This is a genomic window from Pseudoxanthomonas sp. P4_B2, from assembly GCF_056402315.1.
This window is the reverse complement of record NZ_JBFUHQ010000005.1, coordinates 160,981-184,753: the sequence shown is the minus strand read 5'-3', so window position 1 is coordinate 184,753 and position 23,773 is coordinate 160,981. Positions and strand designations below refer to the sequence as shown.

Below are 23,773 nucleotides of genomic sequence, written 5' to 3'. Positions count from 1 at the left end.
CCGGTCAGCCCTTCGCCTCGGACGATTTTTCCGTTGATGGCGCGTTACTGCCACCCTCCACCACCTTGCTGCCGGGACGCAGCTTGCCAGTGCCGTCGACCACGATGCGCTCGCCGGCTTTGATTCCGGAAACGATCTCCGCCTTGCCGGCGCTACGCGCGCCCACTTCGATGCTGGCCTGTTCCACACTGCCGTCGGCTTTGACCCGGTAGACGAAGGTATCGCGCCCCACCTGCACCAGCGCGATTTCGGGAACGACCAGCGCCTGGCGTTCCGGCCGCGCGAGTTGCACTTCCATCAGCATGCCCGGACGTAGCGCGCGATCGTCGTTGGCAAAATCGCCACGCACCATCACCGCGCGCGTCGCTTCGTCGATACGCGCATCGATGGTGCTGACCACGCCATCGAAATCGCGACCGGGGTAGGAAGTACTGCGCGCGTGCAGCGACTGGCCGTTGGCGAGATTGGCCAGCTGGTTTTCCGGTATAGGAAAATCGACGTAGACACGCGAGATGTCGTCCAGCGTGGCGATCACCGTGGTCGGAGTGATCAAGGCGCCGGGACTCACCTGACGGATCCCCAGCACTCCGGCGAAAGGCGCGCGCACGTTGCGGTCGCCGATGTCAGAACGCATCTGCTGCACACGCGCCAAGGCGGCGTCGCGGATGGATTTCTGCGTATCCAGCGAAGCGCGCGCCACCAGCTGCTGATCGGCCAACGAGACCTGGCGCTTGTAGAGCTGGTCGGCTTCGGCGTACGTCGCCTGCGCCGCCACCAGCGCGGCCTGCTGCGAATCGCCGCGCAAGGTGATCAATGGCGCACCGGCGCGGACCTCGTCGCCGCTGTCGAAGTGCACGTCCTGCACTACTTCGCTGACTTTCGAAGTGAGAGTGACCGATTCGCGCGCCTTGACCGTGCCGATGGCCTGCAAGGTGTCGCTCCACGCCGACGGCTGCACCACCTGCGTGGTGACGGGAATAGGCCGGGAGGCCGCCGCATCGCCGCGCTGCTCTGCTTTGTCCGAGCCGCAGGACGCGAGCAGCGGAATCAGCAAGGCCAGCAGCACACTGCGCGCGCCCGGTCGGATCGGCATGTCTTTCCCGTAATCGTGGTTATTGCCGGAGTTTACCGGTCCACGGTTAACGCTGGTGACAATAAACCGTTGACGGAGGCATGACTAAAGACCCTTGCGGCCAGATCCCGCTGGGCAAGCGTCACTTCAGGCCCAGCTTCTCCAGCACCTGCGCCGCAAGTTTTTCCGGACTATCGCTGCCGGCGTCCAGATGCACTTCTGCGTGCTCGGGCGTTTCATAGGGCGAATCGATACCGGTGAAATTCGGAATCTGCCCTGCACGCGCCTTGCGATACAGGCCCTTCACATCGCGCTCTTCCGCCAGCGCCAGCGGAACGTCGACGAAGATCTCCAGGAACTCGCCTTCCTCGAAACGCGCACGCGCCATCTGGCGTTCGGCGCGGAAGGGCGAAATGAAGCTGACCAGCACGATCAGACCGGCTTCGGTCATCAGTTTCGCCACTTCGGCCACACGGCGGATGTTTTCCACGCGATCCTCATCGGTGAAACCAAGATCGCGATTCAGGCCGTGCCGCACGTTGTCGCCGTCCAGCAGGAAGGTGTGGTAACCCAGTGCGTGCAGGCGCTTGTCCACCAGGTTGGCGATGGTGGATTTGCCGGCGCCCGAGAGGCCGGTGAACCACAGCACGCGCGGCGGCTGGCCCTTGATGCGCGCGCGTGCGGCCTTGTCCACTTCCAGGTGCTGCCAATGCACGTTACCGGCGCGCCGCAGGGCGAAATCCAGCGTGCCCGCGGCAACCGTGTTATTGCTGTGGCGGTCGATCAGGATGAAACCGCCCAGGGTGCGGTTCTCTGCATACGCGGCGAAGGCAACCGGTTCGTCTAGGCTGAGATTAACGTAGGCGACTTCGTTCAATTCCAGACGCTTGGCCGCCAAGTGTTCTTGCGTGTTCACGTCGATGCGGTGCTTGATCTCGCTGATCGTCGCCGCGACGGTGCGAGTACCGAGCTTCAACCAGTACGGTCGACCCGGCAGCAAAGCGGCGTCATCCATCCAGAGCAGATGCGCGGCGAACTGGTCGGCGACCTGCGGCGGGTCGTCGGCAGCGGCGATCACATCGCCACGGCTGATATCGATCTCGTCGGCGAGGGTCAGCGTCACCGCTTGACCGGCGCGGGCGCTTGCCGTTTCGCTGTCGCCGACGAAAATCCCGATCACGCGCGAGCGGCGGCCGGCGGGCAGCAGGACTACTTCATCGCCGACGTTCGCGTTGCCGGCGGCGATGGTGCCGGCGAAGCCGCGGAAGTTCTGGTGCGGCCGGCTGACGAACTGCACCGGCAAACGCAGACCGCCCCGGGTGTCCTGCGCGGACACTTCGACGGTTTCCAGATGCTCGAGAAGGGTCGGACCCTGGTACCACGGCATGGCATCGGAATGCGCGGACAGGTTGTCTCCATTCAAGGCCGACAACGGAATGAAAGTAACGCGCTCGATGCCGAGCTGCTCCGCCAAGGCCTGATAGCCAGCGACAATCTCATCGAACACGCCCTGGTCGTACTCCACCAGGTCCATCTTGTTCACCGCCAGCACGACATGGCGGATGCCCAGCAGCGAAACGATATAGCTATGGCGACGCGTCTGCGTCAGCAGGCCTTTGCGCGCGTCCACCAGCACCACCGCCAAATCGGCGGTGGAAGCGCCGGTGGCCATATTGCGAGTGTACTGCTCGTGGCCCGGGCAGTCGGCGACGATGAACTTGCGGCGTTCGGTATCGAAGTAGCGGTAGGCCACATCGATGGTGATGCCCTGTTCGCGTTCCGCGGCCAAGCCGTCGAGCAGCAACGCATAGTCGATTTCGCCGCCGCGCGTGCCATGGCGCTTGCTGTCGGCGGTAAGCGCGGCGACCTGGTCGTCGAACAGCCGCTTGCTGTCGTACAGCAGCCGACCGATCAGGGTGCTCTTGCCATCGTCCACGCTGCCGCAGGTGATGAAGCGCAACAGCGGCTTTTCTTCGTGTTGCTTGAGGTAGCCGGCGATGTCAGACATAGGGGCATTCCTGTAGGAGCGGGCCCTGCCCGCGACGCTTTCGCGTTATGCCATCAAGAGTGTCGCGGGCAGGGCCCGCTCCTACAAAGACAAACATCATCAGAAATACCCCTCCAACTTCTTCTTCTCCATCGAAGCCGTAGGATCCTGATCGATCACCCGCCCCTGCCGTTCCGAACTGGTGGTCACCAGCATCTCTTGGATGATCGCTTCCAGCGTGTCGGCTTCCGACTCGATGGCGCCGGTCAGCGGATAGCAGCCCAGGGTGCGGAAACGCACCTTCTTCAGTTGCGGCGTTTCGCCGTCGCGCAACGGCAGGCGCTCGTCGTCCACCAGGATCAGCGCGCCGTCGCGTTCCACCACCGGGCGTTCGGCGGCGAAATACAGCGGCACCACCGGAATGCTCTCGCGGTAGATGTACAGCCAGATATCCAGCTCGGTCCAGTTGGACAGCGGGAACGCACGCACGCTCTCGCCCTTGTCGATGCGCGCGTTGTAGACATTCCACAGTTCGGGACGCTGCCGCTTAGGATCCCAGCGGTGCTTGTCGTTGCGGAAGGAGAACACGCGCTCCTTGGCCCGCGACTTCTCTTCGTCGCGGCGCGCCCCGCCGATGGCTGCGTCGAAAGCGTACTGATCCAGCGCCTGCTTCAAGCCCTGGGTCTTCATCACATCGGTATGCACCGTGGCGCCGTGGCTGATCGGGCCGATGTCCTGGGCGATGCCGTCCGGGTTGATGTGCACCCGTAGCTCGGTGCCGGTCTCGGCCACACGGCGGTCGCGGAAGGCGATCATCTCGCGGAATTTCCAGCGGGTGTCCACGTGCAACAGCGGGATCGGCGGCGGCGCCGGCGCGAAACCCTTCAGCAGCAGGTGCAACAGCACCGAACTGTCCTTGCCCACCGAGTACAGCAGCACCGGATTACGGAATTCGGCCGCGACTTCCCTGAGGATGTGGATGCTCTCCGCCTCCAGGCGGTCGAGATGGGACAGAGAAGGTAAGGAACTCATCAAGGATTTCGTGGACGCAAGGGGCGGGAACCGGTACGGCAGATTATCAGCTGGCCCCGGAAGGCCGGCAGGTTCCCCGGCAGGGTGGCGAGTATTCGGCCTTTGGGACTTGGTCCAGAAATAAGCGCAGGTCATAACCCCATAACCAGATGTCGTTTCTGAATGGGTTAACGCTTCTCTAGCATCGGACGTCCTAACCGCTCTACCCGCGAGTCAAAGCATGACCGCTGCACCGCCCGCGTTGGCCCCCAGCCCCTTGCCCGAGGAGCGCAAGGCGTTGCTGGCGCGTGTGGTGGAAGGACTGGATCCACCCAGCCTGTGGTGGTTGTCCGGCTATGCCGCCGGCCTGGCCCAAGGCAATCCGGCCCCGCATCTGGCCGTGCTTACCGGCGGCGCCGCGCAGGCCAGCCAGCGCCTGACCGTCGTCTACGGCAGCCAGACCGGCAACGCCCGCCGCGTGGCCGAGGCCCTGGCGTGGGAAGCCGAAGGCGCCGGCCTCAACGTGCGCCTGGTGCGCGCCGACGCCTACCCGCAACGCGAACTGGCCAACGAACGCCTGCTCTACGTCGTCATCAGCACGCAGGGCGAGGGCGACCCGCCGGACGACGCCATTGGCCTGATCGAATTCATCGCCGGCAAGCGCGCGCCGAAACTGCCTGAACTGAAGTACGCGGTGCTCGGCTTGGGCGATTCCAGCTACGCCGATTTCTGCGGCATCGGCCGCCGTCTGGACGCGCGCCTGGCCGAACTCGGCGCCAGCCGCCTGTTCGCCGCCGGCGAAGCCGATCTGGACATCGACACCGTCGCCCTGCCCTGGCGCGAACAAGCCCTGGGCCATGCCAAGACCTTGTTGAAGGTCACGGCCGCGCCTTCGGCCACCGTCACTCCCCTGCGTCCGGCGCCCAGCGTGCCGGCCTGGACCCACGACAAGCCCTTCGCCGCCGAACTGCTGCTCAACCAGCGCGTCAGCGGGCGCGACTTCAAAGGCGTGGGTTTCCTCAAGTACGGTGGCATCGGTAAGGATGTGCGCCACCTGGAACTGTCGCTGCAGGGTTCAGGCCTGCATTACGAACCCGGCGATGCGGTTGGCGTCCGCCATCGCAATCCGTCGCTGCTGGTGGAGGGCGTGCTGCAGGCGCTGGAACTGGACGGCGACGCGCCGGTGCAGGAAAAAGAAGAAACGCTGCCGTTACGCGAATGGCTGGCCGCGCGCAGGGAGCTGACCAAGCTCAGCCGCCCCTTCCTGGCCAGTCATGCCGCGCAGTCGCGCGCGGAAGAACTCAACGACCTGCTGGCACCGGGCCGCAATGCCGAGTTCGCTGAACTGCTCGGCACGCACCAGCTGGCTGACGTGCTGCGCCGCTGGCCCGCCCACTGGGAGCCGCAGGAACTGGTCGCCGCCTTGCGTCCGCTGACGCCGCGCCTGTATTCCATCGCCTCCAGCCGCAAGCGCGTGGGCGAGGAGGTGCATCTCACCGTCGACGTTCTGGATTATCAGGCCTTCGGCCATGCGCATGTCGGCGCGGCGAGCGGTTTCCTGGCGGCACTGGGCGAAGGCGACCACGCACCGGTCTACATCGAGGCCAACGATCGTTTCCGCGTTCCCGCCGACTCCAGCCGCGACATCATCATGGTCGGCCCCGGCACCGGCGTGGCGCCGTTCCGCGGCTTCGTGCAGGAGCGCGCGGAAACCGGCGCGCGCGGCCGCAACTGGCTGCTGTTCGGCGCGCGCCACTTCAATACCGACTTCCTCTACCAGACCGAATGGCAGGACGCGCTGCGCAGCGGCGAACTGCATCGCCTGGACGTGGCCTTCTCCCGCGACCAGGCCGAGAAGATCTACGTGCAACAGCGTCTGCGCGAACGCGGGCGCGAGGTCTACGACTGGCTGCAGAGCGGCGCGCATTTCTATGTCTGCGGTGCCATCGCGATGGGCAAGGACGTGCATGCCGCGCTATTGCAGATCGTTTCCGAACAGGCAGGCGTCGATGCCGAAGCCGCCGCCGGGTACCTCACCCAACTGCAGGCGGAGGGTCGCTACAGCCGCGATGTTTATTGATCACTGCTCAGCCCCAAAGATATGACCACGCATTCCGTCGAAGACATCAAATCCGAAAGCAAGCGCCTCCGTGGCGCTTTGCTGGATAGCCTTGCCGATCCGCTGACCGGCGCGCTGCGCGAGGACGACACCACCGTCATCAAGTATCACGGCAGCTACCAGCAGGACGATCGCGACTTGCGCGACGAACGCCGCCGGCAAAAGCTCGAACCGGCCTTCCAGTTCATGATCCGCACGCGCACGCCGGGTGGCGTGGTCACCCCGCAGCAATGGCTGAAGCTGGATGCCATCGCTACCCGCTATTCCAATCATTCGCTGCGCATCACCACCCGCCAGGCCTTCCAGTTCCACGGCGTGATCAAGCGCGAACTGAAAGCGACCATGCAGGCGATCAACGCCACCCTGATCGACACGCTGGCCGCCTGCGGCGACGTCAACCGCAACGTGATGGTCGCAGCCAACCCGCTGGAATCGGCCGCGCATGCCGAAGTCCAGGATTGGGCGGCGAAGCTGTCCAGGCATTTCCTGCCCAACTCGCGGGCCTATTACGAGATCTGGCTGGACGAGGAACTGGTCGTCGGCAGCGGCGAGGAAGAGGAACCGATCTACGGCAGCACCTACTTGCCGCGCAAGTTTAAGGTCGCTTTCGCGGTGCCGCCGGTCAACGACGTGGACGTGTTCGCCAACGACCTTGGCTTCATCGCGGTAATCGAGGATGGCGCGCTGGTCGGATTCAACGTCAGCATCGGCGGCGGCATGGGCGCCAGCCACGGCGATGCGGAAACCTATCCGCGCGTGGCCAACGTGATCGGCTTCGTCACCCCTGAGCAAGTGATTTCCATCGCCACTGCCGTGGTCACCACCCAGCGCGATCGCGGCAATCGCGTGGTTCGCAAGCGCGCGCGCTTCAAGTACACCATCGACGATCACGGGCTGGACGCTATCGTGGCCGAGATCGAAAGCCGTGCCGGATTCTCTCTCTCCCCGGCGCGCGCTTTCCGTTTCGAGCACAGCGGCGACCGCTACGGCTGGGTGCAGGGCGAAGACGGTCGCTGGCACCTGACCCTGAATCTTTCCGCCGGCCGCATCGCCGACCGCCCGGGCGCGCCGCACCTGACCGGACTGCGCGAGATCGCCAACGTGCACCGCGGTGAATTCCGCATGACCCCGAACCAGAACCTAGTGATCGCCGGTGTGCCCGACAGCGAGCGCAAGCGCATCGACGCGCTGGTCCATTCGCACGCGCTGGACGCGGGCTTGCGCGGCGGCACGGCGCTGGCGCGCGCGGCACTGGCCTGCGTGGCCTTGCCGACTTGCGGGTTGGCGATGGCCGAAGCCGAACGTTATCTGCCCGATTTCACCGGGAAACTTGAGCCGTTGCTCGAAAAGCACGGCCTGCGCGATGCGCCGATCCTGCTGCGAATCTCCGGTTGCCCCAATGGCTGCTCGCGTCCTTACTTGGGCGAGATCGCGCTGGTCGGCAAAGCGCCCGGCCGCTACAACCTGATGCTGGGCGCCGACCATCGCGGCCAGCGCCTCAACACGCTGTACCGCGAAAACATCGTCGAGAGCGAAATTCTCGACACGCTGGACCCGTTGTTCGCGCGTTACGCCGGCGAACGCGAAGCCGATGAAGGCTTCGGCGATTTCCTGCATCGCAGCGGCGTGGTCGCTTTACCCGCTTACCCCACACACCGACAGATTCCGCTGGAGCTGCACCCATGAGTGCCCCGAACGTCAACATCGATTTCAACACCGCCGCCAACGAGCCCGAGTCGCTGGAAGAACTCAACGCCCAACTGGAAGCGCGCAGCGCCGAGCAGCGCGTGGAATGGGCGCTGCAGAACGGCCCGGCCAACGCTGCGCTTTCCTCCAGTTTCGGTGCGCAGGCCTCGGTGATGTTGCACATGCTCAGCCAGCAGAAGCCGGACATCCCGGTAATCCTGATCGACACCGGCTACCTATTTCCAGAGACCTATCGTTTTGCCGATGAATTGCAGGAACGCCTGAAGCTCAACCTGCAGGTGTTCCGCCCGCTGGTCAGCCGCGCCTGGATGGAAGCGCGCCATGGCCGCCTGTGGGAACAGGGCGTAGTCGGCATCGACCAGTACAACGGTCTGCGCAAGGTGGAACCGATGAAGCGTGCGCTGAAGGAACTGGACGTGGGCACCTGGTTCACCGGCCTGCGCCGCAGCCAGTCCAGCACCCGTAGCCAGACGCCGGTGCTGCAGCAGCGCGACGGGCGCCTGAAAGTGAATCCCATCGTCGACTGGACCGACCGCGATATCTGGGTCTATATGAAAAAGCACGAATTGCCCTATCACCCGCTGTGGGACGAAGGCTACGTGTCGATCGGCGATTTCCACACCACGTCGCGCTGGGAGCCCGGCATGAGTGCGGAAGACACGCGTTACTTCGGCCTGAAGCGCGAGTGCGGGATCCACGTAGAGGTTTGAAGTTTCCGCCGCAATCGATCACCGATGACCACCTCTCCCCTTGTGGGAGAGGTCGACGCGCTTCGCGCGGCGGGAGAGGGGCGAGCGGAGTCAGTGCGTTGCAGATGGACCCATTCTTAAAACATTCGGCATTTAGGTCTGATCGTTTTCGTAACAACGGATAGGAGATCACTTCGCTCTCCCCCTCTTCCGCCCCTTCGGGGCACCTTCTCAGCCTTGCACACCCTTCGGGCGCCACAAGGGGAGAAGGGGAGCTCCGATGCCTTCACGATCCGTAAGCGACAATAGCGGCCACTCGCCTACCGGATCCGCTTCGCCTTCGTGAGAAAGGAACGTCTCCTCCCCCTGATCGTCGCGACCGCATTGTTCATCGAGAACATGGATTCCACCGCGATCACGACGTCCCTGCCGATGATCGCGGGAGACCTGGGCGTGGAGCCGGTAGCGCTGAAGCTGGCGCTCACCACCTACATGCTGGCGCTGGCGGTGTTCATTCCCATCAGCGGCTGGGTCGCGGACCGCTTCGGCGCCAGACCCACTTTCATGGCTGCCATCGGCGTGTTCCTGCTCGGTTCCGTCGGCTGCGCCGCGTCCGGGTCGCTAGGCACGTTGGTGGCCGCGCGATTCCTACAGGGCATGGGCGGGGCGATGATGGTGCCGGTAGGACGCCTGGTGCTGCTGCGCACTGTGCCCAAGGCGCAGCTAGTGCAGGCGCTGAGCTGGCTGACCATTCCCGCTCTGCTCGGCCCGATGCTGGGCCCGCCGTTGGGCGGCCTGATCACTACCTACAGCAACTGGCGCTTCATCTTCTTGATCAACCTGCCGATGGGTTTGCTGGGCATCTACCTGGCCTGGCGGCACATCCCTATGCTGCGCGGCGGCGCGCGGCCGCTAGACTGGCGCGGATTCGGACTGTCGGCCACGGGGCTGGCGTTGACCATGTTCGGCTTCGCCAGCATGGGCCGGCATCTGATCAGCACGCCGGTCGCCGCCGCCTGCTTGCTCACCGGCGCGGGGTTGCTGGGGGGTTACGTGACGCATTCGCACCGCCATCCGCATCCGCTGATCGACCTGGGTTTGATGAAGTTGCCAACCTTCCGCATTGGCGTGTTGGGCGGTTCACTGTTCCGCATCGGCATCGGCGCCACGCCGTTCCTGCTGCCGCTGATGCTGCAGCTGGGCTTCGGCCTCAACCCGCTGCAATCGGGGTTGATCACTTTCACCTCGGCCGCCGGTGCGATGTTCATGAAGACTCTGGCCGGACGCATCCTGCGCCGCTGGGGATTCCGCAAGGTGATGATCACCAACGCGATGATCGCCTCACTGCTGCTGTGCGGCTTCGGCCTGTTCCGCGCGGACACGCCCTATCCGCTGATCATCGGCGTGCTGCTGGTCAGCGGCTGCTTCCGCTCGCTGCAGTTCACCAGCCTCAACGCCATCGTCTACGCCGACGTGGAGCCGGAGCGCATGGGCCAGGCCAGCAGCTTGGCGGCGATGGCGCAGCAGGTGTCGCTGGCCGTCGGCATCACCATCGGCGGCTACGCCTTGAGCGTGGCCAGCGTGGCGACAGGCCAGCCGTTGGAAGCGGTGATCAATTTCAGTTTCGCCTTCCTCACCGTTGGCCTGATTTCCTGCAGCTCGGTGTGGATGATGCTGCGGCTGGCGCCCGATGCCGGCGCGGAAATGTCGGGCAAGGCCGAGCCCGGCAAGGAAGTCACCGAACCGAAGCCGGAGCAGCGGCCGGGGAATTGAAGTGCGGGTCTTACTGATCGCCCTTATCGCCTAAGCAAACTTTGATCTCCTAAGCTCTGGGGATTGACCGCCGGAACGTTAGGTCCAACAATGTGACTACATTTGTAGTCACATTGGATTGCCATGAAAAATCGTTTCCTCCTGCTTTTCTTTTTGGCTATGGGAACAACCGGCAAGGCAGCCGAATCCACCGGTCAATGGTTGGTCACCACCGATCTGTGGGGCAATCCTGCCTACCAGCTACTGGAGCTTCCCGATGAAGAAGGTCCGTTGATCGGCGTCTTCGATGGCGATCCGCTGAAAGGGAGCCGCCAGGGCCAAACTCTGGAGTTGGTGGTGACCGGAAGCGACTCTGCGGTCTACCGCTTCAGCGGGACGCAAACGCAAGAGCAAATAACCGGCGTCGCCGACTACCCCGACACCAACAACAAGAACGAGCGGGCGACGCACGCCTTTACCGCAAGACGCCTTCCGCAACGGGCGAACGGCTCGCCGCAACGGCACGAGTTTGTTCCCGCCAGCTACTCGAACGAGTTCTCTCCCCATCGCGCGCCTGTTCTGACCCTCTGGCCAGGAGACAGTCTGCACACCACGACGCTCGACTCGGGCGGCATGGACCGGCATGGCAAGACGCAAGCGCTTTTCGGCAACCCACAAACCGGACCGTTCTACGTCATGGGTGCGGAGCCTGGGGACGTCCTGGTCATCCGCATCAAACGCCTGCGCTTGAATCGCGATTACGCCGACAGCCTGGACAGTCTGGTCGGCCGCGCGCTCTCGCCCGCGCTTGCCGCCAAGGCGACGGAACTGGGCAAGCCGGTGCGCTGGAAACTGGATCTCGAACGCGGCATGGCGCATCCGGAATCCCCTTCGTCTCGCCTGCAGGATTTTTCGGTGCCCATGCGTCCGATGCTGGGTGGTCTGGCGGTAGCGCCGGGATTCGGCTCCGCGCCCATTTCTACCGGCGACACCGGCCGATTCGGCGGCAACATGGATTTCAACGAGATCCGCGAAGGCGCCACGGTCTATCTGCCGGTGTCGCAACCTGGCGCCCTGCTCTATCTGGGCGACGCGCACGCTTTGCAGGGCGACGGCGAAACCTCGCAGTACGGATTGGAAACGTCGATGGACGTGGAGATCGGCGTGGACGTGATCCGCAAAAAGAACATCGCCACGCCGCGTGTGGAATCGGATGCGCAGATCATGGCCCTGGGCCAGGCGGGTTCGCTGGACGATGCGTTACGCGCCGCGACTTCGGGTATGGTCCAATGGCTGCAGCAGGACTATGGCTTGACCCTTTCCGAATGCGCGCAGGTCATGGGCAGCTCGGTGCATTACGTGGTGGCCAATCTGGCAGGGCGAAGCGTCGGCATGGCGGCAAAGCTGGACAAATCCGTATTGCGGACGCTGTCGCCGGAGGCAGGCGCAGAAAGGTCGGGCAATGCGGATCCGGCAAAGACAAAGAAATGAGCGAAGCCAAGCCGGAGCGGCGCGCCAGACGTCAGATTCCAGAACGCCGGGCGCTCAGGCCGCGCGGCTGCAACCTTCGGGCTTGAGCACGCGTTCGGTGGAGGCCGGATATTTCGCCAGCAGGAGTGCAGCCCGCGTAGGACGTGCAGCGAACCCGCCGCCGCAGTTGGGGCATTTTCCCGCCAGTACCGTGTCGACGCACGAGGCGCAGAAGGTGCATTCGAAGGAACAGATACGCGCCTCGGACGAGTCGGGGGGCAGATCCGCGTTGCAGCATTCGCAATTGGGCCTCAACTGGAGCATGGCTTCCCCCGTCACGTGGCGTGCGGAACATTGTGGCACCAGCAAGTGCGGGACCCACATCGAGGAATGAGAACCCGTAGGACAGAACCCGCCTAGCGGATTCCATCGATCGATGCCCAGCGTGGATCGATCAGCGGCTGAAATCGACCGCGAACGCCAGCAGGGTTCCCGGGATGCGGTTCATGCCTGCCGGGCACGCACCATCCAGCGGCACGTCGGATACACGCTCGCCCGTGCTGCGGTTGACGCATACCTCGAACTGCTCACCGGCGCCGGTCTGGGTGACGCTGTAGTCGTTGTCGCTGCCGATCAGCACCAGATGCCGCCCGTTGGTCAAGCGCGGACCGATCGCCAAACCTTCCAGCTTTTCCGGGATGTCGCGGGCACCGGACGCACGCAGCGCGGCGATCAGGTCCACTTCCTGCACCTTGCTCACCGACACCACATTCGCCGGCAGGTTATTGCTGCCAGCCAGGGACAAGCCGGACACATCGGTAGCGCCGGCAATCGAGATGCGATACACGCGCTTGTGCAACGGGGCTGCCGTTGGCTCGACGCCAAGGCCGCGGTTGTCGCGCTCCAACACCAGGAAATCCGTATCGCTGAGCGCGTGGATCGCGCTCAGGCCTATGCTGCGGCCTTGGTTGGTGGCAGAGAAATCATCGCTCGTGGAAGGGTCGATGGCGTTGAGCGTGGCAACCGACTCCAACGGGTAAACGTATTGCGCGCTGACGCGGCCGCTGGCCACGTCAAACTCGACCACGCGCAGGTTGCGGCTACGACGGCCATCGTTGCTGCTGCCCTCGTCGACCAACGGATCCTGCATCACGGCGTAGAGCTTGTTCCCGGATTTGTTGAAAGTCAGCCCTTCATAGCCACGGTTGTCTTGGCGGCCATGCACGATGGTCGGGCGGCCGTTGACGTAATCACGCGCATCGGTGCTGGTCCGCGGCACCAGGTTGGCAGGCGTCTGTAAGGCACGGATGAATTTCCCGCTGGAAGTAAACTCATAGAGGCTGGGGCCGTATTCGTCAGCCACGAAGAAATGGCCGCCCTTGCCGATGGCCAGGCCTTCCGGATCGAAGCTCAGACCCAGCTTGGCGGCATCGTTGTTGAGCAGCTGTGGATTCAGGCCATTGAATACCGCGCCATCCTCGCCGCTGAACAGGATGGTTTTCTCGACCACCGGCTGGCCAATGGCGCCAGTGCGGTCGTTGTATGGAATCCGCAAGCGCTGAACGCGGGTGGCGTAATCGATCACGCCGCCGCCCGGGCCGCGATCCGACAGGGCATACCAGTAGCCGCTTTTCGCGTCGTAGACCAGGTCCGAATAGAAACCGAAACGATTGAGGTTGGCCGAATCAGCCACGTCCTTGGGCATGCGGACAGCATCGCGGGTGGTGGCTGGGGTCTCGACCTTGTTGATCAGCGCCCATTCGGCGGCGGACACGGGCATGACGGAAGCAAGCAGCAGAACAGTGGCGGCGGTGCGGATCATGGCCATCATCCGAATGGGGGAAATGACCAAGTTAGGCAGGGCCTATTGCAACAACATGACGGAATGCCTCAGCTGGCAATCGTCTGCGTCAACGATTCCCAGGTCGGCGGCACGCGCTGGACAGTCCGCCACCTGATCGCCGAATCCCGCGCTTGCCCACCCAACTTGCAGCACTAAGCAGACAGGCCACGCCGCGGATTTTCTTGATCCGGAAGTCGTTCTGGTCGCTCCATCGCAAGCTGGCTGCTTCTGCCTTCCGAACGCTGCATCGGCGATTCGTTGATGGATTGCAGCTGACCGAGCGACGACCCCAGGGGTGTTCCCAGTGCGGCCTGGGTCTTCAAACGCCGGACGCTCAGGCCACGCGGCCGCAGCCTTCCGGTTTGAGCACGCGCTCGGTGGAGGCCGGATATTTCGCCAGCAAGTGCGCAGCGCGCGCGGGACGTGCGGAGAAACCGCCGCCGCAGTTGGGGCACTTGCCTGCCAGCACCGTGTCGACGCACGAGGCGCAGAAGGTGCATTCGAAGGAACAGATCCGCGCCTCGGACGAGTCGGACGGCAGATCGGCATTGCAGCATTCGCAGTTGGGTCTCATCTGAAGCATGACTTCCTCCAAGGCTGGACGGGCCTGCTGCGATTGTCGCATCCGTGCCTGTCATCCATGCCGCTTCCTTGCCGTCCGTGTGATGGCAAGCCTGAGAGATACCGGTTAGTGTGCGAAGACGGCGTGGGGACGCCGTAACGGCCATGCGATCGCAGCATGCCGACCAAACCAATCCAGGGGAAACCGATCCATGACGCGTATCGCGGCCGTTGTTCTCTGTTCGCTCATGGCGCTTGCGCCCTTGCCGGGCCGCACGCAAACGGCGACGTCCAAGGCCTTTACCTTCTGCACCGTCACCGACATGTCGGGCGGCGGCATGGGCACGGCCAAGATATGGGCCTCGCCGGTATTCGAGTTCAGCTATCAGGCCGACGATGCCGGGGGCATGTCGCGCACCGCGGAACTGGCGACCGAGTTTCATACGTATATCGGCGGCATGGGTGGTTCGGGCGATAAGAGCTGTTTTCCCGCGACCGCGAGCCGTGCCGAACTGGAAGCGATGAGCGCACAGCAACGTAAGGACTGGACCAAGCGGATCATGCTCTGGGCTTCGAAGTGGCAGGAAGTGGCGTGGACGCCCAAGCCGTGGAATCCACAGACGGCAATGGCGAAAGCCGCTGTCTCCAACAAATATTTCTACTGCTATGTCACCGATGTCGAGCCGGACGTGCGCAAGACGGTGGCCAGCTTGGTTTTCGACAAACCAGTGCGGGGCGATGACCCCATGGCCGTCTACAACCAAACCGACGCCTACACCGACGAATTCAAACGCACCGCTCTGCCCGGCCACGGCGTGTCGGATCTAGGAACGATGTGCGTGTTCAAGGACACGCTGGCCGAGGCGGAAAAGAGCCGCAAGGAATATCGCAGGCTGTTCAGCGGTTTCAATCTACGCTTTGTGGATCTGGCGTGGATTCCTTCCGTGACAGCATCGCCGCAACCCACGACGCCGACCCTTGTTGCGACTGCGGTGGCACCACCTGTAGCTCAAGGCAGGCTTGGCGTGGCGATCGACACGGTCACCGACACGCTGGCGCAAGCGCTAGGGCTGCAACCTGCGCGGGGAGCAATGGTGGTGCAGGTGATCCCAGGTAGTGCGGCGGAAAAAGCCGGACTCAAACCGCTCGATGTGGTGCTCGAGGTCGCCGGGCAATCGGTCGACAAGGCGTCCGACTTGCCTATCATCGTCGCGCGGCTGCGTCCTGGTTTCAAAGCGCCGCTGCAGGTGTGGCGCGAGCGCAAGATGCTGGAATTGTCGGTGGAAATCGGATCGGCAGTCGATACGCCAATTCCGCCAACCATTGCCTCGAACGGGGCGCAACCTGCCGCAAACAACGTCGCAACGCCAATGGCTTCCGCTGAACCCATGTACTGCTTTGCAGCGGTCAACACCAAACGCAAAGCCTGGTATTCGCCGATCTGGACCGAAACCCGTCCCGGCGACATGAACACGCTAATCGCCGCAGCGCGCGACCAGTTCCTGGCCCAGGTACGCAGCATTGCGCCGGACTTGCCTGCCGATCCCGTCACCGACAGCAGTTGCGCCGGAACGAACAGCCGCAGCAACGGCTACGGTTGCACGACGACAGCGGGCAAGAATTTGTACGCTCGAGCTAACTGCATCGCCGATGGCAACTTGATGGGCTTGGCGTGGGCAGGCGAACGCAAGGCATGGCCGAAGCTGCAAGACGTGCAGTGGAAGCCGTCGCCTTGAAGAACGGCGGGTAGTCGCACTATCCGGAGGAACGCTGCCCCCTGGAAAGACAGATTGAAGTCCTCCTGCGCCGTCTAAGCGGACAGGGTGCGTCGCAGGGCTTCCTGGTCGGGAAGTTTTCCTGGTTGCTCCATCGCCAGCTGGCTGGTTTTGCTTTCGGAACGCTGCATCGGCGATTCGTTGAGGGCTTGCAACTGACCGAGCGAGGACCCCAGGGGTGTTTCCAGTGCGGTCTGGGTTTTCATCTGCGCACGGTTATGCGCGGGATCGCCGGGATTTCCTTCCACCACGAACACATTCTCCCCCGCTTTCAGGCCGGCCCTTTGTTCGCTCAGCAGGACATGATCGATGCGGCTCAAGCCCGCTTGCTTGGCGAGCACGGTCAAGCTGGCCGCCATCGGTTCGTTGGTGCCGCCGGAATTCTCCTGGGCCGGCACTTTCGCCTGATTCGCGCCGTACAAAGCCTGCTGGTACAGCGTGTGATCGGCGTGCTCGGGATGCGAAGGATGCAAGGCGGACGATTTGTCCGGAAGTTCCTTGTACTGCCCCTGATCGTTGACCATAGGCTTGTCGAGAACGGGATACTCGTGCGTCCGCAACTTCTCGATCTGTTCTTTCGTGGTCATGCGGTTGTCGATTCCAGGCTCCACAACGCCTGGAAAATCCTTGACGGCCACGCCCATGGTTTCGCCCAGAGTCCGATAGGCGGAATTGCTGTTCACGGTATCGCCGAAAACCTTGAAGCCAAGATTCGGATAATTCAAATCCAACGCGTTCAGCGGCTCTTTCGCTGCCACCGCTGCATTCCATCGCGCCAGCACCTCTTCCTTGGGCGCATCGAGAACCGTCATGTGGGTCTGATCGTTCTTGATGTAGGTCAGCCCGGTCGCCTTGGCGTCGATGCTATTGGCGTAGCCGGGATCGTGCGGAAAATTCCAGATCCTTAGAGAATGCTTTTCTTCGTCCGTGCCGATCGGCTGGGGGATATTGGTTTTACGGTCTGTCGCCAAACCGTGCAATTCGTCGAGCGCCTTTCCGTTCTCGTCGCGCAAGACCCAGAAATCATGGCTGGCGACTCCCACCACTCCCAGCGAACGGGCTTCGATAGTGTAATTAGGCATTAGTTTCCATCCTTAGCAATTGTGGTTACTTCCAATACGCCCTCACGCACGCGCTTGCAAACAGCCTTGCATCTCCCTCTTCAGGTCCGCGACCGATTTTTCCACGCCGATATCTTCGTAGTAGGCGCCTGCGCCTTTCAGATCGATCCTGATTTCGTTGCTCTGCTTATCGAAAGTGATTTTCGCCCTGAAACCGCCCACGTTGGCCTTGTCGAAATCGCCTGTTTCGAGGATGCCTTCGTCGGGATCCCGGCGCGTTACGTCGCTTCGCCAGAAACTATCGGGTTGGGCCAAATGCTTGATGCTGGTTTCGGTGCATTGAAAAACCCGATCCACGCCGGTTGCGGGGGGCGCCTGCACGGTCGCCACGGCCCTCGGCACACCGACCACCGATTCGTATAAGCCACAACCCGTCAGAGCGGTCAGCGCCAGAACTGTTATCCCTCTCGAGGCCTTCATCGACATACTCCCTTGTCGGCGCAGATCGACAGCTTACGAAACGACCGGTTGATCGGCAACTCGCGGAAGACGGCGAGCACGGATTTTTCTTCAACTCGTAATCGTCTGCGTCAACGATTCCCAAGTAGGCGGTACCGGCCAATCCGCCGCTTGATTGCCATCCAGCACGCGTCGCAGGTCGCGGCGATCCACTTGCGGCGCCAGCACGTGCACCAGTTCCAGCGCGTAGTCGCGCAGTACGCGTTCGCGCGGCAGCACCGCCCAGGCGATGCATTCGTTGATCGCCGACGGCGCGGCCCAGGCGCGCAGGTCGGTATCGGCCGAGGTCACCGCCATTTCCGCCAGCAGCCCCACGCCCATGCCGGCGCGCACATAAGTCTTGATCAGGTCGGCATCCAACGCGGTCAGCGCGATGCTGGGCTGCAAGCCGACGCTGGCGAAAGCGCGCTGCAGCGATGATTCGGGCCGGGTCGAGGATTCGTAGCTGATCAGCGGCTGGGTGGCGAGGTCGGCCATGCTGGGAATGACGTCGGCTTTGTCCAGCGCATGTCCGCGCGGCACCACCACCAGCCGCCGCCAACGGTACAACGGTACGGCGATGCCGGCCTGCGGTTCGTCGCCGGCCGTGCTGATGACGGCGATATCCGCATCGCCTTCGCTCAACAGATCCAGCGCGGCGCTTTCGCCGGCCTGTTGCAGGTGCACGCTGACCTGCGGATAGGCGCGCTTGATCTGGCCGATGGCCGGCGGCAGCACGAAGCGGGCCTGGGTGTGGGTCGTGGCCAGGATCAGCTGGCCCTGGCTTTCGCGACGCTGGTTGGCCGAATAGGTACGGATGTTATTGGCTTCGGCCAGCACCGCGCGGGCGCGCAGGATCACTTCGCCGCCGGCCGGAGTAACGGCCTCCAGACTGCGGCCCTTGCGCACGAACAGCAGAAAGCCCAGTTCGTCCTCCAACTGCTTGAGCTGTTTGGACAGGCCCGGCTGGGTGGCGTGCACGCGCGCAGCGGCCAGGGTGATGTTGAGGTCGGCGTCGGCGATGGCCACCAGGTAGCGGAGTTGGGTCAGCGTCATCGGTAGTCTCGAAGCCCGGTGGCTCCTGCAAATAGAGGTGGGCAGGTGAATGTAGAGGAATTCTGGCCTCCATCTTATAACCGCCCGTCATATGTAACGGGCGGCATGTCATTTCCAGCTGCATATAAGCGGACGTAGGGTCATCAGCCCGCCCTTATGCCCTGTCCGTGAACGCGCTGCTCCCTTCCACACCCTTATTCCCCCTGTTCGCCGACCTGCGCGATCGTCTCGTATTAGTGGTGGGCGGCGGAGCGGTGGCCGAGCGCAAAGTCGAAGCGCTGCTGCTCGCCGGCGCATTGCCTGTGGTGGGATCCCCGGAACTGAGCGAGCGGCTGCAGACCTGGTTGGAGACCGGTCGCATCCGCTGGCGTTCCGGCGAATTCAGCGACGACTGGCTGGACGAGGCATGGCTGGTGATCGCCGCCACCGATGATGCCGCGATCAATCGGGCGGTGGCCGCCGCTGCCACTGCCCGGCGCATCCTGACCAACGTGGTGGACGACGCCGAACTCTCCAGCTTCCACGTGCCGGCAGTGGTGCAGCGCGGTCCTTTGCAGATCGCCATCTCCAGCGGTGGCGGCGCGCCGATGCTGGCGCGGCATATCCGCCGGCAACTGGAAACGCTGCTGGACGATTCGCTAGGCACGCTGGCCGAACTGCTGACCCGCCAGCGCGAACGCATCCGCGCGCGATTCCCGGAGCCGGGCGCACGCCGCCGTTTCTTCGAAAAACTGCTGGCCGGCCCGCTGCCGCGCCTGCTGCGCCAACGTCTGGATGGCGAACAAGCCGACGTCTATCTGCAGCAGGCGCTGGGCGACGAAGAAGCGCTGCAGCCGGTCGGCTCCGTGGCGCTGGTCGGCGCGGGCCCGGGCGATCCCGGACTGGTAACGTTGAATGCGCTGCGCGCGATGAACGAGGCCGACGTGATCCTGCACGACCGCCTGGTCAGCGCCGATGTGTTGAAACTTGCGCGCCGCGACGCCATCCGCATCGAAGTGGGCAAGTCTGCCGGTCGCCACAGCATGAGCCAGGACCAGATACATGCGCTGATGCTGGAACATGCGCGGCAAGGCAAGCGCGTGGTGCGGCTGAAGGGCGGCGACCCGTTCGTGTTCGGACGAGGCGGCGAGGAACTCGAATTCCTGCGCGCCCACGGCATCGCCTTCGAAGTGATCCCCGGCATCACCGCCGCGGTCGCCTGCGCAGCCTATGCCGGCATTCCGCTGACCCATCGCGACCACGCGCAATCGCTGCGTCTGGTCACCGCGCACTGCAAGGATTCTTTGAACGCACTAGATGAGAGCGGCCTGGACTGGCAGGCGCTGGCCCAGGACAAGCAGACTCTGGCCGTGTATATGGGCGTGGGCGGGCTGGAAAAGATGCGCGAACGACTGTTGTTGGCCGGTGTCGACCCCCACCTGCCGTTTGCCTTGGTTGAGAACGGTTCGCGGCCGCAGCAGCGGGTGATCACCGGCATGCTGGCGTCGCTTCCGGAAAGCGCGCGCCATCATCGCGTGCAATCCCCCGCACTGCTGATCCTCGGCGAAGTGGCCGCACTCGCGGACTCGCTGCATTGGTTCGGCGCCGCACCGCTGGCCTCGCCAGTGCAGCCCGCCGCCCCGCAACATTCCGACAACCTGGGCGCGCCTACACTCCCGCAGGCCGCCTGACGCTTTCTTACGGAGAACCCCATGGCTATCTACGACAGTATCCTCGACACCATCGGCCGCACCCCGGTGGTCAAGCTGCACCACGTCGCGCCCAAGCACGTGACGCTCTACGCCAAGGTGGAATCGTTCAACCCCGGCGGCTCGGTCAAGGATCGTTTGGCGCTGGCCATCGTGCTGGACGCCGAAGCCAAGGGCCTGCTCAAACCCGGCGACACCATCGTGGAAGCGACTTCCGGCAACACCGGCGTGGCCTTGGCCATGGTCGCCGCCGCGCGCGGTTACAAATTCGTGGCGACGATGGCGGAAACCTTCTCCATCGAACGCCGCAAACTGATGCGCGCTTACGGCGCCAAAGTGATTCTGACCCCCGCCGCCGAGCGCGGCAGCGGCATGGTGCGGCGCGCAGAAGAACTCGCCGCCAAGCACGGCTGGTTCCTGGCGCGGCAGTTCGCCAATCCCGCCAATCCGGCCTATCACCGCCAGACCACGGCGGCCGAAATCCTGCGCGATTTCGCCGGTTTGCGACTGGATCATTTCGTCACCGGCTGGGGCACCGGCGGCACCCTGACCGGCGTGGGCGAAGTGCTGAAAGTCGCGCGTCCCGAAGTGAGGATCACCGCCGCCGAACCCGCCGTCGCCTCGCTACTGCGCGGCAACGAGTGGTCGCCGCACAAGATCCAGGGCTGGACGCCGGATTTCATTCCCGAAGTACTTAATCGCGAAGTCGCCGACCAGATCTTGCCCATCGCGGACGTCGACGCCATCACCACCTCACGCCGCCTGGCCGCCGAGGAAGGCATCTTCGTCGGCATCTCCGCCGGCGCGACCGTAGCAGCCGCATTGCAGGTGGCCGAAACCGCGACCGAAGGTTCGGTATTGCTGGCCGTGTTGCCCGATACCGGCGAGCGCTATTTCTCCACGCCGTTGTTCGAAGGGGTCAACGAAGGCTCCGACGACGAGTGGTTGTCGTCGCTGGGCTGAGCTTCAAAGGCTCAGGCATCCTTACGGCCACGCGTACCTTTGTAGAGCCGAGCTTGCTCGGCTGCTTTTGATCTTTACCCGCACCTCCTTCTGAAGAGCAGCCGAGCAAGCTCGGCTCTACAAGGCGATGGGTCGCGGGGTTTCGCTATCCCAGCAACAGATAGCCGCCAGCCAACAGCGCCAACACCAGCAATGCCCACAACCAGCCATACCGGTTGGTTTCACGACTGACGGTATGGGCGCCACGCGCTGTGCCCACGGCGTGCGGAGCCGACTCCTTGGCCTGCCGAACCAGATTCATCGCAGCCTTCAGGTCGCCGCGTTCCATAGCGGTGAGGGCGGCTTCGGGCAATTTCATGCCGTGCTTGCGGGCAATGCCTTCCAGCTTGGCGCGCATCGCTTCGTCGCGCACGGGCGTTTGCCCATCGCGATATCGCTCCACCAGATCCTTGGCTTCCTTCAAGCCGAGCCCGGTGGCGGCACGGACGATCTTGATCGCCTCGATCAACTGGCCGCGCGACAACGCAGCCAGTGCTTCCGCCGGCAAGCCATCGAAAGAGGCAGTGGGGACCGCCGCGGGCGGATCGATGGGAAAGCGTTGCTTGCCGGACGCGAAGGCATCGGCTGCCTCCATCGCCCCACGCAGGTCCACGCCATGATTGGCCTCGCGCACCAGCTTGATCGCCTCGATGCGCGCGCCTCTGGCCAGGGCGGCCGCCGCTTCGGCGGGAATGCGTATTTCACGGGACATGGGTAGGCATCGACCGGAAGGTGTCGACACCATAGCGCATCGATGCGCGGCTAGACCTCGTACAACTCCAGCGGCAATCCGTCCGGATCGGCGAAGAAGGTGAAGCGCTTGCCGGTGTATTCGTCCACGCGAACGGGTTCCACCTCGATGGAATGATCCCGCAGGTGGGCGATCGCCTTCTCGATGTCGGGCACCACGAAAGCCAGATGCCTGAGGCCGCAGGCTTCCGGCCGCGAGACGCGCGGCGGCGGCGAAGGGAACGAGAACAGCTCGATCTGGACGCCGTCGGAAACCTGCAGGTCCAGCTTCCAGGAATCGCGTTCGCTTCGGTAAGCCTCGGCGAGAATCTTCAGACTCAGCACTTCGGTGTAGAAGCGCTTAGAGCGCTCATAGTCCGAGGCGATGATGGCGATGTGGTGGATGCCGGAGATTTTCATGATTGCGTTTCCCAATTGGAAACGCCGGCGCTGGGCCGGCGTTTGCTACAACCCTTCTCCCTGCGGGAGAAGGTGCCCCGAAGGGGCGGATGAGGGTACGTCGGAGGAGAATCAATGGAACAACTGGACACGTACAAGAAGCGGAATACGCACCTGTCGCTAAATCCGTCGTTCACCGCCACCACTCCGCCGTACCCTCACCCCAACCCCTCTCCCGCAGGAGAGGGGCTCAAAAAGGTACTGCTTCAGCCTTCCCACTGCCCCAGCGCCGCCATGCCATTTTCCTTGGCGCGCGCATGCACGATGGTCTGCGCCTTGCCGAAGTTGCCGACCAGATCCTGCGACCACAGCTTCAACGCCGCCGACTGCATGGCACGGCCGTAGGAGAATGACAACGGCCACGGCAGATTGCCGAGGCGGTTCATCGCATCGAGGTGCGCGGTGGCGTCTTCGTCGCTCTGGCCGCCGGACAGGAACACGATGCCCGGCAGGATCGCCGGTACAGTGCTCTTCAGACACATGACCGTGGCCTCAGCGACTTCATCGATGCTGGCTTGCTCTTCGCTGTCTTTGCCGGCGACGACCATCGAGGCCTTCAGGATGGTGCCTTCCAGCATCACGTTCTGCTCGTACAGCGCGCCGAACAGCGCACGCAGGGTGGCTTCGGTCACTTCGTAGCAGGTTTCGATGTCGTGGTCGCCGTCCATCAGTACTTCCGGTTCCACCATCGGCACCAGGCCGGCTTCTTGGCACAACGCCGCGTAGCGGGCCAGCGCGTGCGCGTTGGCTTCGATGCAGGTGCCGGAAGGAATGTCGTCGCCGATGTTGATAACCGCACGCCATTTGGCGAAGCGCGCGCCGAGGGCGTAGTACTCCTTGAGGCGATCGCGCAGGCCGTCGAGGCCTTCGGTCACCACTTCGCCTTGGCAGCCGGCCAGCGAGTGGGTGCCCTTGTCGACCTTGATGCCGGGGATGATGCCATTGGCGGCCATGTACTTGGCGAACGGCACGCCGTCCTTAGTGGACTGGCGCAGGGTTTCGTCGTACAGGATGGCGCCGGAAATGTGATCGCTCAGCTTGGGTGTGGTCAGCAGCATCTCACGGTAGGCGCGGCGGTTTTCCTCGGTGTTGGGAATGCCGACGCTCTCGAAGCGCTTGGCGATGGTAGCGGTGGATTCGTCGATCGCGATGATGCCCTTGCCCGCGGCGACCATGGCCTGGGCGGTTTCGGCAAGCTGTTCGATGCTCATGAGGTTCCTGGGGCGCGGCTGGGAAAGGGGCCGGAATTATAGCCCGCCCGCTGTCGCCCTTCCCTTCACCCAGCACTTGCAAG

20 protein-coding genes are annotated in these 23,773 nt (G+C 63.7%); 8 read left to right on the top strand and 12 right to left on the bottom strand.

The window, feature by feature from the left end:
- Positions 1-4: 4 nt before the first annotated feature.
- From AC1DTQ_RS13725 to cysD, 3 genes are all read right to left on the bottom strand, one after another.
- On the bottom strand, positions 5-1,093 hold the full coding sequence (locus tag AC1DTQ_RS13725) for an efflux RND transporter periplasmic adaptor subunit (RefSeq protein WP_477850299.1): 1,089 nt from the start codon (positions 1,091-1,093) through the stop codon (positions 5-7).
- 121 nt (positions 1,094-1,214) lie between these two features.
- Complete coding sequence (cysN, locus tag AC1DTQ_RS13720) at positions 1,215-3,080, bottom strand: sulfate adenylyltransferase subunit CysN (protein ID WP_477850297.1); 1,866 nt, start codon at positions 3,078-3,080, stop codon at positions 1,215-1,217.
- A gap of 99 nt (positions 3,081-3,179) precedes the next feature.
- Positions 3,180-4,226, bottom strand: a complete 1,047-nt coding sequence (gene cysD / locus AC1DTQ_RS13715) for a sulfate adenylyltransferase subunit CysD (protein ID WP_477850296.1) — start codon at positions 4,224-4,226, stop codon at positions 3,180-3,182.
- Between the two features lie 85 nt (positions 4,227-4,311).
- Here cysD and AC1DTQ_RS13710 point away from each other — a divergent pair, with 85 nt between their 5' ends.
- The 5 genes from AC1DTQ_RS13710 to AC1DTQ_RS13690 all read left to right on the top strand — a co-directional run bounded on the left by AC1DTQ_RS13710 (position 4,312) and on the right by AC1DTQ_RS13690 (position 11,828).
- Positions 4,312-6,150, top strand: a complete 1,839-nt coding sequence (locus AC1DTQ_RS13710; RefSeq protein WP_477850295.1) for an assimilatory sulfite reductase (NADPH) flavoprotein subunit — start codon at positions 4,312-4,314, stop codon at positions 6,148-6,150.
- Between the two features lie 21 nt (positions 6,151-6,171).
- Positions 6,172-7,875 carry an assimilatory sulfite reductase (NADPH) hemoprotein subunit gene (cysI, locus tag AC1DTQ_RS13705; RefSeq protein ID WP_477850293.1) on the top strand — a complete coding sequence of 568 codons (1,704 nt, stop codon included), beginning with the start codon at positions 6,172-6,174 and terminating at the stop codon, positions 7,873-7,875.
- Positions 7,872-8,606: a phosphoadenylyl-sulfate reductase gene (locus AC1DTQ_RS13700; RefSeq protein WP_477850292.1), complete on the top strand. Its 735-nt coding sequence runs from the start codon at positions 7,872-7,874 to the stop codon at positions 8,604-8,606. Before cysI ends, AC1DTQ_RS13700 begins: the two co-directional genes overlap by 4 nt.
- Positions 8,607-8,927: 321 nt before the next feature.
- Positions 8,928-10,358: an MFS transporter gene (locus AC1DTQ_RS13695; protein WP_477850291.1), complete on the top strand. Its 1,431-nt coding sequence runs from the start codon at positions 8,928-8,930 to the stop codon at positions 10,356-10,358.
- Between the two features lie 123 nt (positions 10,359-10,481).
- On the top strand, positions 10,482-11,828 hold the full coding sequence (locus AC1DTQ_RS13690; RefSeq protein ID WP_477850290.1) for an acetamidase/formamidase family protein: 1,347 nt from the start codon (positions 10,482-10,484) through the stop codon (positions 11,826-11,828).
- A 54-nt stretch (positions 11,829-11,882) separates the two neighbouring features.
- Here the strand turns inward: AC1DTQ_RS13690 and AC1DTQ_RS13685 are convergent, their stop codons facing one another.
- From AC1DTQ_RS13685 to AC1DTQ_RS13675, 3 genes are all read right to left on the bottom strand, one after another.
- Positions 11,883-12,131, bottom strand: coding sequence for a DUF1272 domain-containing protein (locus tag AC1DTQ_RS13685; protein ID WP_477850289.1), 249 nt, complete (start codon positions 12,129-12,131; stop codon positions 11,883-11,885).
- Positions 12,132-12,261: 130 nt separating this feature from the next.
- Positions 12,262-13,629 (bottom strand): esterase-like activity of phytase family protein, encoded by a 1,368-nt coding sequence (locus AC1DTQ_RS13680; protein WP_477850288.1) that lies wholly within the window; start codon positions 13,627-13,629, stop codon positions 12,262-12,264.
- 355 nt (positions 13,630-13,984) lie between these two features.
- Entirely contained in the window at positions 13,985-14,233 is a 249-nt protein-coding gene (locus AC1DTQ_RS13675) for a DUF1272 domain-containing protein (RefSeq protein WP_477850287.1), read from the bottom strand.
- Positions 14,234-14,423: 190 nt separating this feature from the next.
- Between AC1DTQ_RS13675 and AC1DTQ_RS13670 the strand changes: the two genes are divergently transcribed.
- Positions 14,424-15,947 (top strand): S1C family serine protease, encoded by a 1,524-nt coding sequence (locus AC1DTQ_RS13670; RefSeq protein WP_477850285.1) that lies wholly within the window; start codon positions 14,424-14,426, stop codon positions 15,945-15,947.
- A gap of 74 nt (positions 15,948-16,021) precedes the next feature.
- Here the strand turns inward: AC1DTQ_RS13670 and AC1DTQ_RS13665 are convergent, their stop codons facing one another.
- The 3 genes from AC1DTQ_RS13665 to AC1DTQ_RS13655 all read right to left on the bottom strand — a co-directional run bounded on the left by AC1DTQ_RS13665 (position 16,022) and on the right by AC1DTQ_RS13655 (position 18,601).
- A complete protein-coding gene (locus tag AC1DTQ_RS13665) occupies positions 16,022-17,068 on the bottom strand; it encodes an XVIPCD domain-containing protein (RefSeq protein ID WP_477850283.1) in 1,047 nt (348 codons plus the stop codon).
- A 42-nt stretch (positions 17,069-17,110) separates the two neighbouring features.
- The gene (locus tag AC1DTQ_RS13660; protein WP_477850282.1) at positions 17,111-17,527 is read right to left on the bottom strand and encodes a hypothetical protein; all 417 of its coding nucleotides are present in this window, start codon (positions 17,525-17,527) and stop codon (positions 17,111-17,113) included.
- Positions 17,528-17,617: 90 nt separating this feature from the next.
- The gene (locus AC1DTQ_RS13655; RefSeq protein ID WP_477850280.1) at positions 17,618-18,601 is read right to left on the bottom strand and encodes a LysR family transcriptional regulator; all 984 of its coding nucleotides are present in this window, start codon (positions 18,599-18,601) and stop codon (positions 17,618-17,620) included.
- Between the two features lie 167 nt (positions 18,602-18,768).
- Here AC1DTQ_RS13655 and cysG point away from each other — a divergent pair, with 167 nt between their 5' ends.
- Both cysG and cysK read left to right on the top strand, forming a co-directional pair.
- On the top strand, positions 18,769-20,271 hold the full coding sequence (gene cysG / locus AC1DTQ_RS13650) for a siroheme synthase CysG (RefSeq protein ID WP_477850279.1): 1,503 nt from the start codon (positions 18,769-18,771) through the stop codon (positions 20,269-20,271).
- 21 nt (positions 20,272-20,292) lie between these two features.
- Positions 20,293-21,252: a cysteine synthase A gene (cysK, locus tag AC1DTQ_RS13645; RefSeq protein ID WP_477850277.1), complete on the top strand. Its 960-nt coding sequence runs from the start codon at positions 20,293-20,295 to the stop codon at positions 21,250-21,252.
- A 145-nt stretch (positions 21,253-21,397) separates the two neighbouring features.
- On the opposite strand, the gene AC1DTQ_RS13640 is transcribed toward cysK, so the two are convergent.
- From AC1DTQ_RS13640 to AC1DTQ_RS13630, 3 genes are all read right to left on the bottom strand, one after another.
- Positions 21,398-22,003, bottom strand: a complete 606-nt coding sequence (locus AC1DTQ_RS13640) for a ribosomal protein L7/L12 (protein ID WP_477850275.1) — start codon at positions 22,001-22,003, stop codon at positions 21,398-21,400.
- A gap of 50 nt (positions 22,004-22,053) precedes the next feature.
- Positions 22,054-22,440, bottom strand: coding sequence for an SMU1112c/YaeR family gloxylase I-like metalloprotein (gloA2, locus tag AC1DTQ_RS13635; protein ID WP_477850274.1), 387 nt, complete (start codon positions 22,438-22,440; stop codon positions 22,054-22,056).
- A 245-nt stretch (positions 22,441-22,685) separates the two neighbouring features.
- Complete coding sequence (locus AC1DTQ_RS13630; protein WP_477850273.1) at positions 22,686-23,690, bottom strand: class I fructose-bisphosphate aldolase; 1,005 nt, start codon at positions 23,688-23,690, stop codon at positions 22,686-22,688.
- Positions 23,691-23,773: the final 83 nt, after the last annotated feature.